An 11,853-nucleotide genomic window follows, 5' to 3' on the forward strand; every position below is an offset into this window, starting at 1 on the left:
CCAGACTGTTCGTTAATCCTCATCCCGCTCATCATCCGGCTGATCCAGCACCGTATAAGCCACCGCACAGAACAGCGAGTTCAGCCGCTTCATATCTCCCAGCAACCCTAGATGCAGGGAGCTGGTTTCGATGCTCTGCACATTCTTCTGATGCAACCGCTCAACGTGCGCGTGTGAGAAACGACGGATCAGGATGCGAAAACGGTGTTTGGAGCGGCGTAGTCGGCGCGCGCTGGGGATATCTTTCGACAGAAACACCGACAAACTGAGGCGCAGATTGTTGAGTACCTGCTCCTGCAATGTGTTCAGCTCTTCCAGCCCTTCGGGGGAAAATGCCCGACGGGCGTTCAGCGATTTCACCGCCACGTCCGCAGACATGCGTTCAATGATATCGCCCGCCTGCTCAAGGTTGAGTGCCATCTCGATGACCTCGGCCCAGCGGCGCGAATCCTCCTCGGCCAAATCCTCCTTCGGCATGCGCGCCAGATAGAGTTTGATGGCGGTATACAGCACATCGACATCATCATCCAGACGCCGCACCGCGCGCTCTTCACGCAGTTCGCCATGCACTACTTTATTGAAGGACTCCATCATGTGTTCAACGACATCACCGATGCGCAAGGTTTCGCGCGCCGCATTGGCCAATGCCAGCGCAGGGGTATCCAGCGCGCTGCGGTCGAGATGTTTAGGGCGTAAATGGGCATCGGTTTCCGGCTCGTCGGAAATCATACGACGGCACAAGCGCGCCATCGGTTCGGCGAATGGCACCATAATCAGGCAGCGAATCAGGTTGTAAAATACATGGAAAAAGATCACCAGTTCTTCGTCATCGACCGGCATCTTGTCCAGAATATCAGCGATATAATTCACCAGTGGCAAAATCGCCAGGCTGCCAATGAGCTTGAACAGCAGGCTGCCCAGTGCCACGCGTTTTCCCGCAGCATTTGAGCCACTGGCGTTAATCATTGCCAGCAAACCACTGCCGAGGTTGGCACCAATCACCAAACAGAGCGCCACTTTGAAGGAAATCACATCCGCTGCCGTCAGTGTAGCGGTGATCAGCACCGCCGCCAGGCTGGAATAACTGATGATGGCGAATACCGCGCCAATCAGTGCATCCAGCATGACATCGCCGGTTAGCGTGGAGAACAGCACCTGTAAGCCCGCCGCCTGGGTAATGGGTTTAGCAGCGGCCACGATCAACTGTAGCGCTAACAGAATTAAGCCAAGGCCAATGGCAGCTCGACCCATTTGTCCGGCCCGCGTCTGCTTACGGCTGAGGAAGAACACCACACCAAAGAAGATGAAGAGCGGCGATAGCCAGGAGAGATCGAAGGTCAGGATACGCGCCATGATGGCGGTACCGACATCGGCACCGAGCACCACCACCAGCGCAGGCGTCAGACTCACCAGATTCTGTGCGACAAACGAGGTGACGAGCAGGGTGGTGGCATTGCTGCTCTGCACCAGCGCGGTGACGCCAATCCCGGCGAGAAACGCCATTGGCTTCTTTTCCACGCTGCGGCTGAGCACCCGGCGCAAATCGGCGCCGTACACGCGCATGATGCCGGTGCGCACAATGTGCGTGCCCCATACCAGCAGGGCCACGGCGGACAAGAGATTGAGCAGGGTCAACACGTCGGGCGGTTCCTTATCCTCAGACTTACATTGCACCAACTGCAAGCCTGTGGGTGAGTACCGAGGTGTCTGGCGCACCGAAGTGCGGCCATGGGCAGCCTAAAGGCCGCCGCGACAACGATTAACAGGCTGCATTAACGCTGAATACTGCCGCGTTGCGTTGCCAATTTCTCGTTAAATTTAAGCAACCTGGCGCAACGTCGACATCTCTAACTGTAGACCAATTTGCATGCCAGCAGGGTGCAAATCCGCCACGCTGCGGTTCAGCACATCCACTGACAATTCAACCCCATGCGCCAGTACACGATAACGGATCACGTTACCTAGCAGGCTGTGACTGAGAATAGTGGCCGGAATGCCATCCTGCGGTGCACCCAAGCGGATTGACTCAGGTCGAATCGCTACCTGACCCGTGAATGTCTGGCCGGTGAGCTGCGTTGCCTGTTCCGCACTCAGCAGGTTGTAGTTGCCGATAAACCCGGCGGCAAACAGGTCGGCTGGCTGCGTGTAGAGGGCTTCGGCGTTACCGTTCTGTACGATTTTGCCACGATTCATCAGCACGATACGGTCAGACAGCGTCAGCGCCTCTTCCTGATCGTGAGTCACGAAAATGGTGGTGAGCTTCAACTCTTGCTGGATATTGCGGATCTGTTCGCGCAGATGGCGGCGGATGCGCGCGTCCAGTGCGGAGAGCGGCTCATCCAGCAACAGCAAACGAGGGCGCGTCACCAGCGAGCGAGCTAAGGCAACACGCTGGCATTGTCCGCCAGAAAGCTGGTGCGGATAACGGCGGGCGAAATCGGTCAGCTCGACCAGTGCCAGCGCTTCCATTACCCGTTTCTGAATATCGCCGCCTGGCAGTTTCTGCATTTTCAGGCCAAACGCCACATTCTTCTCCACCGTCATGTTGGGGAACAGTGCGTAGCTCTGAAACACCATGCCGATGGTACGTTTCTGCGGTGGCAGCGGCACGATATCCTGACCCTGCAGCAGAATTTTGCCGCTATCGACATCGGTCAGACCGGCGATGCAGCGCAGCAGCGTTGATTTGCCGCAGCCGCTCGGGCCGAGCAGGGTAACAAACTCACCTTCATCGGCGCTGAAATCGATATTTTCAAAGATGCTGGTGGGGCCGTAGCTTTTGTTCAGCTGGGTGACGTTCAGATAACTCATGGTCAGCCTCGTTCAGGATTGAGGGCATTCGCCAGCCAGGTGACCAGCAGGACGACAGCAAAATAAGAGATCACCAGCGCACTGGTAAAGTGGCCGCTGCCGTTACGCATATTGTAGAGATACACCTGCAAGGTTTCATAGCGGGTACCGACTAACAGGTTAGCGAACACAAACTCACCTATCAGGAATGAGAAGGAGAGCAGCACCGCGATGAACACGCCTTTGCGTAAATTCGGCAGCACCACAAACAGTGCCGCCTGCCAGGTGCTGGCACCCAGCAGATGAGATGCATCAATCAGCTCTTTTAGATTGATCGCCTGCATATTGTTGGCAATGGCACGGTAAATAAACGGCAGTGCGATGGTGAAGTAACAGCCAACCAGAATCCATGGCGTCCCCGTAATCATCAGCGGCGACGAGGAATAAAGCTGCAGCAGGCCAACGGATGACACCACTGGCGGCACGGCAAACGGCATCAGAATCAGCACGTTCATCACCGCATCCAGCTTCGGATAATAGTAAGCGATTACAAACATCGCAGGCAGCACCAGCACTAATGAGAACAGCAGCGCGCCAAAGCAAATCAGCAAGGAGTGGCCCAATGCGGTCAGGAAACGCGGATCGCTCCACAGCTCAATCAACCACTTCAGGGTAAAGCCCTGCGGCAGAATGGTGTCGCTCCAGTCAGTCGAGATGCCATACAGCAACGTCGCCAGCAACGGGGCGGCGAGGATGATCAGCAGCAGCCAGATAATCAGGCGATGATAAATTTTTTCCGCGCGAGACACGTTCTACTCCTGTGATTTCGCGTTGAGATAACTGCGGCGCACCAGATACTGCTGCACCACGGTAATCAGCGCCATAATGAACACCAGCAACATGGCCAGCGCACCGCCGGTATTCGGATCGAGCGAGATATCACCCGACACCAGCGCCGCAATACGCACTGGCACCACGTTAAAGTTACCGGTGGTCAGCGCATAAATGGTGGCGTAAGCACCCAGCGCATTGGCCAGCAGAATCACGAAGGTGCCCAACAGCGCCGGGAACAGAATGGGTAAGCCAATATGCCACCAGTAGCGCCAGCGGCTGGCACCGAGCAGTGCGGCTGACTCTTCCCAATCTTTGCGTAAGCCATCAAACGCCGGATAGAGCAGCAGAATACCGAGCGGGATCTGGAACCAGGTGTAAACCAGCACCATGCCGTCACGCGAGAACAGCTTGAACCCTTCCAGCATGCCGAAGTGGCGCAGCAGCAGCGTCAGACAGCCGTTCATGCCCAGCAGAATCACAAAGGCGAACGCCAGCGGCACGCCCGCAAAGTTGCTGGTCATGTTGGTAAACGACATCAGGAAGCGCTGAAAGCGGCCGCTGCCTGGCTGATGCAGCGAATAGCCGGCAATCAACGAGATCAGCAGGCCGTAAATGCTCGACCAGATGGAGATATCCAGCGACAGACGAAACGCCTGCAGGTAAAACGGTGAAGTGAGGATATCGGTGTAGTTATCGATACCCCAACGCTCGTTCATGTCGCTCCAGAAGCTGTTGATGGCGATCCACAGCAGCGGCGCGAGCTGGAAGGCAACCCAAAAGAAGGCGAACGGCAGCAGCAACAGCGTGGCGAGGGTTTTGCCCTTCATTAACGCGGCTCCGCCAGCAAACCGTGGCACACCGGTTTATCGTGCTCAATGCCCAGCAGCGTGCAAACGATGCCACACAGTTCAGTTTGCTGCGGTTCGAGATCGGGCTGACGGGAGAAGCCCGCACCAAACACAAACAGCGGCACCTGCGTCTCTTCCGGCAAAATGCCGCCGTGCGAGCGGTCATCGTTCATGCCGTGGTCGGCGGTGACGATCACCTGATAGCCCGCAGCGAGCCAGCCGGGCATCCACTGCGACAGATAGCCATCGGCCATACGTGCGCGGTTGCGATATTGTGGCGATGACAGGCTATGCTTGTGCCCGGCATCGTCGATATTCATGGGGTGAATCAGTAAAAAGTCCGGATCGTGGTTCAGACGCAGGCTCTCGGCATCTTCAAACAAGTGGGAATCCGGATAACTGTCGTCCCAGTAAAAGTGGCCGTATTGAATCGGCAAATCGGGGGCGACGGTGTGGCGATCACGCGCATTGTTGAACGGGGATTGGTTATACAGCTCACTCACCCAGTGATAGGCGGCAGCGGCCGTGGTTAAACCGGCGGCGCGGGCGTAATGGAAGATGCTGCGCTGATTGCTCAATCGATTGACGCCGTTATGAATAATGCCGCTCTGCACCGGCGGAATCCCAGTCAGAATGCATTCATACAGCGGACGTGACAGCGAAGGCAGTTCGCAGGTCAGCGTGTAGTATTGGCCGTTGCCCTGTTTGCATTCAGCAAACAGATAGCCCATCGCATGCTGTGCCACCTGATTGCTCAGGCCATCCAGTACCACCAGGATTGTTTTCATTCCCGTTCCTTACATCATTCAAATTGCGGGCACTGCGCTTAGCGGCGCAACGTATTGCGTATCGATGCGCAGCGTTGTCGCTACAGAGCGATGCGCGACATCGCGCCGCCAGGGTGTGTGCAAATTACTGCTTCATATTGATAATCACGTTCTCTTGCCACAGACGCGGCAGCATTTTCGAGCTCTTATCCCATGCAGCCTGATCTTTGATCGGGCGGGCATTTTTGTACTCAGACTGCGGCAGCAGTTTGGCTTGCACATCGGCTGGCAGAGTTAAATGCTCAGCGCGGATTGGACGTGCATAACCTTTCGCCAGGTTGATCTGACCGGCATCAGAGAAGATGTATTCACGCGCCAGTTTGGCGGCGTTCGGGTGTTTGGCGTATTTGTTGATGATGGTGCTGTAACCGGAAATCACGGAGCCATCAGACGGGATCACCACTTCATAGCGGTTTTTGTCGATCTGATCGCGGTAATTCAGACCGTTGAAGTCCCATACCACGGCAACCTGAATTTCACCTTTCTCAATGTTGGCAATCACCGGATCGGTCACGCCCAGACGGCCTTCTTTAGCCAGTTCGCCAAAGAATTTCAGGGCTGGCTTCAGGTTCTTCTCATCACCGCCCATCGCGTAGTTGGCCGCCAGTACGCCGTTAGCCGCCTGAGCAGCCACACCGACGTCACCGATAGTGACCACATACTTACCTTTCTTCAGATCGGCCCAGCTGTGCGGTGCATCTTTCACCTGCTGCTTGTCGATCAGGAAGGCGATGGTGCCGGTGTAAGCCAGCATCCAGTTTCCTTCGCTGTCTTTTGCCCAGCTCGGAATTTGATCCCAATGCGTCGGTTTGTACGGTTGTGCCAGACCTTTGGTCACAGCGACCGGACCGAACGCGGCACCCACATCACCGATATCGGCGCTGGCGTTCTCTTTCTCTGCATCAAATTTAGCCAGCTCCTGCGCCGATGACATATCGGTATCGCTGTGCTTCAGGCCATATTTGCTGTTGATGTCATTCCATGTGTCTTTCCAGTTCGCCCAGCTGTCTGGCATACCGACGCTGTTGACCTGGCCCTCAGCACGCGCGGCTTTTTCCAGCGCGGCAAGGTCGTTATCGGCGGCGTGCGCGGCGGGCAGCGCAAGCAGTACGGCACTGGCTACTACAGAGGAGATAAACGCTTTCATCTCGGTTGCTCCGGGTGTAAGTTGTGGGACGTCTTGGTCTAGTCCAGCAAGAACCGAGCCAATGTAGCCCGATCAGATGAAGGTTTTATGACCATGGTGGTGAAATGTGGTGTGACGCGTAGCTCCACATGCGGATACAGCGCGCGAAAGCGTGGGATATGCCTGTCATATTGTAGTCATCGAACTGTCATAGTGCAGAATTGCCCCAAAATGAGGCTAAAAAAATGTCGTCGAAAACGGTGGATGTGATTGCTGCGGCGCTGAGCGAACGCATTGAAAACGGTGAATTTGCCAGCGGACGTTTGCCGGCAGAGCGCAGTTTAAGTGAACATTATTCCACCACGCGTATTACCCTGCGTGAGGCGCTGGGCTTACTGGAAGCGCAGGGCGTCATTTACCGTGAACTGCGTCGAGGTTGGTTTCTCGCCCCACCCAGGCTGGTGTATAACCCGGCCCATCACAGCCACTTTCATGCCATGGCCGCCGAGCAAGGGCGCATCGCTCTCACTGAAGTGATTGAGGCACGGGAAGTCCCGGCACAGCTGGTGATTGCACGGCATTTGCAGTTACTGGAAGGGGATAGCGTGTTTCGCATTCGCCGCCTGCGACGTATTGATGGGCGCGCGGTGTTGTACGTGGAGCATTACCTCAATCCAGCCTTTTTTCCCGGCCTGCTAGAGGAAGACCTCACCCGCTCACTTACCGATCTCTACGATCAGCGCTATGGAATTCGCTACGGCGGCGCTCGCTTTACCATTCTGCCCGGCCCGCTTCCTGCGCGCGCGGCACCTGCACTCAATGTCGCCAGCGGAACTCCCGGATTACTCATTACACGCATTAACCGCGATCAGCACAAACGGGTCATCGACTGTGACTGCGAGTACTGGCGCTATGACGCACTCTGTGTGGATGTTGATGTGTAGCATATTGTGATTTTGATCACACTACAGCATGATAACGCCAGAGAGTTTCCGTACTTTGAGGCGCATAAAAATGACAACAAAATCAGCACCGGGGCAGCTTATTGCTTCGGTATTACAGTGGGTTCTGAATATTGGCCTGGTGACGTTGGCCATCATCCTGGTGGTGTTTCTTGGCAAAGAGACGATTCATTTAGCTAATGTGCTGTTTAGCACTGGTGAGCAGGCGTCTTCTTACCTGCTGATCGAAGGCATCGTGATCTATTTTCTCTATTTCGAATTTATCGCGCTGATAGTGAAGTACTTCCAGTCCGGCTATCACTTCCCGCTGCGCTATTTCATCTATATCGGCATCACCGCAATCATTCGTCTGATTATCGTTGACCATAAAAACCCGTTCGACACGCTTTATTATTCAGCGGCGATTTTAATTCTGGTGGTCACGCTGTGGTTAGCCAATAGCAATCGCTTAAAGCGCGAATAATCCCCCCTTCTGTCTGGCGTGGCACAACCAGCAGTGCCACGCCCGATTCTCTGCGTTAAACTAGGGCAACTTTTTCTCCGGAGATGTCCTGATGTCGCATCACGCGCTGCGCCAGTTACTCGCACTGCATTGGCTGCCAGCCACTTCCCCCTTGCTTTCCCCCCCTCTGCTTGACTGGTTGCTGGAGGAAGACTCCATGACGCGTCGCTTCGAGCAGCATTGCCAGCAGGTGACGGTGGAACTGATCCGCGAAAGCTTTATTACCGCTGACGAGATGGCGCCAGAAGCGGAATTCCTGCCCGCCGATGAGCGCTTTTGGTTACGTGAAATCGTGCTGTGCGGCGATGGCGAACCCTGGTTGATTGGGCGAACCGTGGTGCCAGAAAGCACGTTGAACGGCCCGGAGCAGATGCTGCAAAATCTTGGCACTCGTCCGCTGGGGCGCTATCTTTTCGCCTCCTCGACGCTGAGCCGCGATTTTATCGATCCCGGTCAGGTGGACGATCTGTGGGGACGTCGCTCGCGCCTGCGTTTATCAGGCAAACCGCTGCTGCTAACTGAACTGTTTTTACCAGCGTCGCCGTTGTACCGCGCGCTGAATCAAGGATAAAGGATTGTGGAAAAAACCTTAACCATGACCAAATGGCAGGCTTATCGGCGCCTGATGCGCATCGATAAACCGATTGGCACGCTGTTGCTGCTGTGGCCCACCATGTGGGCACTGTGGTTATCAGGCATGGCGGTGCCGCCTTTGTCTGTGCTGGTGGTATTTGTGCTCGGCGTCATTGTGATGCGTGCCGCGGGTTGCGTGATCAATGATTATGCGGACCGTAAGGTGGATGGTCATGTCAAACGGACCGCATCGCGTCCGCTGGCGAGCGGCGCGGTGACGGAGAAAGAGGCTAAAATCCTGTTTGTCGTGCTCGGGTTGCTGGCATTTGCGCTAGTGCTGACCATGAACCGTATGACGATTTTGCTGTCATTTGGTGGCCTGGCACTGGCGTGGGTCTATCCGTTTATGAAGCGCTACACCCATTTACCCCAGGTGGTATTGGGAGCGGCATTCGGCTGGGCGATTCCAATGGGTTGGGCGGCGGTTAGTGAGTCCTTACCTCTTGTTTGCTGGCTGGTGTTCTTCGCGAATATCTGCTGGACGGTGGCTTACGACACGCAATATGCGATGGTTGATCGTGATGACGACCTGAAGATTGGCGTGAAATCCACAGCGATTCTGTTCGGTCGTTTCGATAAGTTGATCATCGGCTTATTGCAGTTGGCCACGTTGGGGCTAATGGCGCTAGTCGGATTGATGTTGCATCTGAACGGGGCGTTTTACTGGTCATTGCTGGTGGCGGGCGGCTTCTTTGTGTATCAACAAAAGCTGATTGCTCAACGTGAACGCGATCCTTGCTTCCAGGCCTTTCTGAATAATAACTACGTTGGTCTGGTGCTGTTTATCGGCGTACTTCTCAATACTCAGCCGTTTATTAACCTGTTTTAAGGGGTTGCTGCCATAAAAAAGGCGACCCGTTGAGGGTCGCCTTTCTGTTTTTTATGCCCGACGTTATTCGTGGGCTACAGCACTTTCAATGGTGAGACGGACATCACTGGTCACCAGCTCTGCCAGCATCTGCCACATAATGTGGGTGCGTTCCGCATCGGCATCGCCTGAATCACTGATGTAGCCTTCATCACGCAGTGACAGCACCAGCGCGGTAAACACCGCTTTGTCGAAGAACTCTGGCGCGTTAATGCCATGCAACACTGACAAACGCTGCGCCAGCGTGCGGCTCTCTTTCTCCAGCGTGCCGCGGTTAATCGTCGGCTTGGCACTCAGAATGGCGAAGGTGATGGCAAAACGCTGCAGCGTTTCACGGATACCGGCAGCCAGCAGTTGCAATGAACGATGGCGGGCCGGATTCATGCGTAACTGCCCATCATGCTCGGTAATCAGGCCTTGTCGCGCCATCTCAGCACAGAGGGCATTCAGCACGCCTGGCAGCTCTGCGTTATCCCAGCGCAGGAACAGCTCACTCTTCAGCATCGGGTAAACCAGACTCACCTGACGCAGCAGCTCCGCCTCACTGATCTCACGATGCTGCTGCACAATAGCGGCAATCAGCGATGGCATGACCAGCATGTGGTGGATGTTGTTGCGGTAGTAGGTCATCAGGACGGCCTGCTCGCGCGGCAGAATGATGATATCGCCAATGCTGTCTTGTTCCGTCTCGAACTTGTTCATGCCCATGGCGTGATCAAGCAGCGCTTCAGCACTCATCTCCGGCACAGTCGCTTCCGGTGAATAAGGCACGTTACGCAGCAGCTGGGTGTAGCATTCCAGTTGCTCAATCAACTGCTCACGCGTCAGGGAACGCTGACGAGAAGCCAGCAGCGCGGTGACGCACAGGTTCATGGCGTTGGCGGCACCGGCTTCGTTAATACGCACCATCAGACGTGCCGCAATATCATTTACGGTCGGCGTCATCCATGCCGGGCGTTGTGGTTCAATCGGATCGATCGCATCACGCCATTCCGGCACGTTTTTGTTCAGATAGTTCATCAACGGCAGGGGTTCGCCGAAGTTAACGTAGCCCTGGCCAAGATTGCGCAGTTTACGTAACCCGCGCACCATCTGCAGGAAACTCTCTTTCTCTTTGGCCGCGCCACGTAACTCTTTGGCGTAAGTACCCACTTCCATGACGTGTTCATAGCCGATGTAGATCGGAACAAACGTAATCGGACGGCTACCGCCGCGCAACATGGCTTGCAAGGTCATCGACAGCGTGCCGGTTTTAGGATCCAGCAGTCGGCCCGTGCGCGAGCGCCCGCCTTCAACGAAATACTCGACTGAATATCCGCGGCTGAACAACTCGCCCAGATATTCACGGAACACCGTGGAATAGAGTTTGTTGCCCTTGAAGGTACGGCGAATAAAGAAAGCACCCAGACGACGGAAAATCGGACCTGCTGGCCAGAAGTTCAGGTTGATACCGGCCGCGATGTGTGGCGGCACCAGCCCCTGATGGTAGAGCACGTAAGAGAGCAGCAGATAGTCCATGTGACTGCGATGGCAGGGCACATACACAATCTCATGGCCATCTTGCGCCAGCTGACGGACTCGCTCGCCACCGTTGACGTTGATGCCCTGATAAAGGCGGCTCCACAGCCAGCCCATGACGCGGTCTGTGACGCGAATGGCCTCATACGAGAAGTTCGCTGCGACCTCTTCCATCATCTCAACAGCATTCTGTTGGGCTTTCTCGTGCGAGATTTTTTTGCTACGCGCTTCATCTTCAACCGCTTTTTCAATCGCTTTGGATTGCAGCAGCTTGTTGAACAGATCCTGACGCGCAGGCAGACGTGGGCCTACAGCAGCCAGGCGCTGACGCGCGAAGTGAATGCGAGCCACGCGTGCCAGCTTCTGGGCAATCGACTTATCCGTACCGTGCTCCGTCGCCATCTGGCGCAGGGAGACGGTCGGTGAGAAGCGCACAAAGCTGTCACGCCCGTGCCACAGAATGGCGAAGAATTTCTCTACACCATTAAGGATGCGCAGATGTGGCGTATCTTCTCCCTGGATTTCGCGTCCCGGCGCACGACCAAACATCACCGCAACCGGTAACATCTGAACGTCGAGATCCGGGTTACTGCGGTGCAAATCGAGGTAGTCGTGGAATAGCTTCACGGATTCAGGATTGGCAACGAAATAGGGGAATACGCGTGGGCCATCATGAATAAACACGTGACGCGGCAGTAGCGTGCCGTCGATCTCCAGCGGAGCCAGCGGATCGGGCAGATCATGTTTCAGGCACTGTGCCCGAAGAGTGAGCAGGTCAGCCTTTGAATCATAAGGCAAAACATACATCACTGGACGAGTAGGATCGATCCCGTGTTCTGAGACAGGATCGGTCGGAATGACCTTACTCTTTACCAAAAAAGAGAGTGGTAAATTCAATAGTTTGTAATAAAGTTTACGCCAACCTGACATAGACAACTTAAAGCC

At 55.3% G+C, this 11,853-nt stretch carries 11 protein-coding genes; 4 read left to right on the forward strand and 7 right to left on the reverse strand.

The features are described 5' to 3' along the window. Nucleotides 1-12: 12 nt before the first annotated feature. The 6 genes from WFP70_RS16930 to WFP70_RS16955 form a co-directional block, all read right to left on the reverse strand. The gene (locus WFP70_RS16930) at nucleotides 13-1,638 is read right to left on the reverse strand and encodes a Na/Pi cotransporter family protein (protein ID WP_337023893.1); all 1,626 of its coding nucleotides are present in this window, start codon (nucleotides 1,636-1,638) and stop codon (nucleotides 13-15) included. Nucleotides 1,639-1,818: 180 nt separating this feature from the next. Next, nucleotides 1,819-2,811, reverse strand: a complete 993-nt coding sequence (locus WFP70_RS16935; RefSeq protein ID WP_337023894.1) for an ABC transporter ATP-binding protein — start codon at nucleotides 2,809-2,811, stop codon at nucleotides 1,819-1,821. Nucleotides 2,812-2,813: 2 nt separating this feature from the next. Further along, nucleotides 2,814-3,599: an ABC transporter permease gene (locus WFP70_RS16940; protein WP_034826980.1), complete on the reverse strand. Its 786-nt coding sequence runs from the start codon at nucleotides 3,597-3,599 to the stop codon at nucleotides 2,814-2,816. 3 nt (nucleotides 3,600-3,602) lie between these two features. Further along, nucleotides 3,603-4,451 carry an ABC transporter permease gene (locus tag WFP70_RS16945; protein ID WP_160868406.1) on the reverse strand — a complete coding sequence of 283 codons (849 nt, stop codon included), beginning with the start codon at nucleotides 4,449-4,451 and terminating at the stop codon, nucleotides 3,603-3,605. Further along, nucleotides 4,451-5,260 carry an alkaline phosphatase family protein gene (locus WFP70_RS16950; RefSeq protein WP_058960062.1) on the reverse strand — a complete coding sequence of 270 codons (810 nt, stop codon included), beginning with the start codon at nucleotides 5,258-5,260 and terminating at the stop codon, nucleotides 4,451-4,453. Before WFP70_RS16950 ends, WFP70_RS16945 begins: the two co-directional genes overlap by 1 nt. Before the next feature lie 124 nt (nucleotides 5,261-5,384). Next, complete coding sequence (locus WFP70_RS16955) at nucleotides 5,385-6,446, reverse strand: ABC transporter substrate-binding protein (protein ID WP_034826973.1); 1,062 nt, start codon at nucleotides 6,444-6,446, stop codon at nucleotides 5,385-5,387. A 224-nt stretch (nucleotides 6,447-6,670) separates the two neighbouring features. Between WFP70_RS16955 and WFP70_RS16960 the strand changes: the two genes are divergently transcribed. From WFP70_RS16960 to ubiA, 4 genes are all read left to right on the forward strand, one after another. Continuing rightward, on the forward strand, nucleotides 6,671-7,369 hold the full coding sequence (locus WFP70_RS16960; protein WP_097118935.1) for a UTRA domain-containing protein: 699 nt from the start codon (nucleotides 6,671-6,673) through the stop codon (nucleotides 7,367-7,369). 70 nt (nucleotides 7,370-7,439) lie between these two features. Further along, nucleotides 7,440-7,850 carry a phosphate-starvation-inducible protein PsiE gene (psiE, locus tag WFP70_RS16965; RefSeq protein WP_058960065.1) on the forward strand — a complete coding sequence of 137 codons (411 nt, stop codon included), beginning with the start codon at nucleotides 7,440-7,442 and terminating at the stop codon, nucleotides 7,848-7,850. A gap of 91 nt (nucleotides 7,851-7,941) precedes the next feature. After that, nucleotides 7,942-8,460 carry a chorismate lyase gene (ubiC, locus tag WFP70_RS16970; RefSeq protein WP_038643645.1) on the forward strand — a complete coding sequence of 173 codons (519 nt, stop codon included), beginning with the start codon at nucleotides 7,942-7,944 and terminating at the stop codon, nucleotides 8,458-8,460. 24 nt (nucleotides 8,461-8,484) lie between these two features. Then, a complete protein-coding gene (ubiA, locus tag WFP70_RS16975) occupies nucleotides 8,485-9,351 on the forward strand; it encodes a 4-hydroxybenzoate octaprenyltransferase (RefSeq protein ID WP_337023911.1) in 867 nt (288 codons plus the stop codon). A gap of 63 nt (nucleotides 9,352-9,414) precedes the next feature. Here the strand turns inward: ubiA and plsB are convergent, their stop codons facing one another. Continuing rightward, a complete protein-coding gene (gene plsB, locus WFP70_RS16980) occupies nucleotides 9,415-11,838 on the reverse strand; it encodes a glycerol-3-phosphate 1-O-acyltransferase PlsB (protein ID WP_058960067.1) in 2,424 nt (807 codons plus the stop codon). Nucleotides 11,839-11,853 lie beyond the last annotated feature (15 nt).

Source organism: Pantoea sp. USMM079 (assembly GCF_037153115.1).
In the GTDB taxonomy this organism is placed as follows: domain Bacteria; phylum Pseudomonadota; class Gammaproteobacteria; order Enterobacterales; family Enterobacteriaceae; genus Pantoea; species Pantoea communis.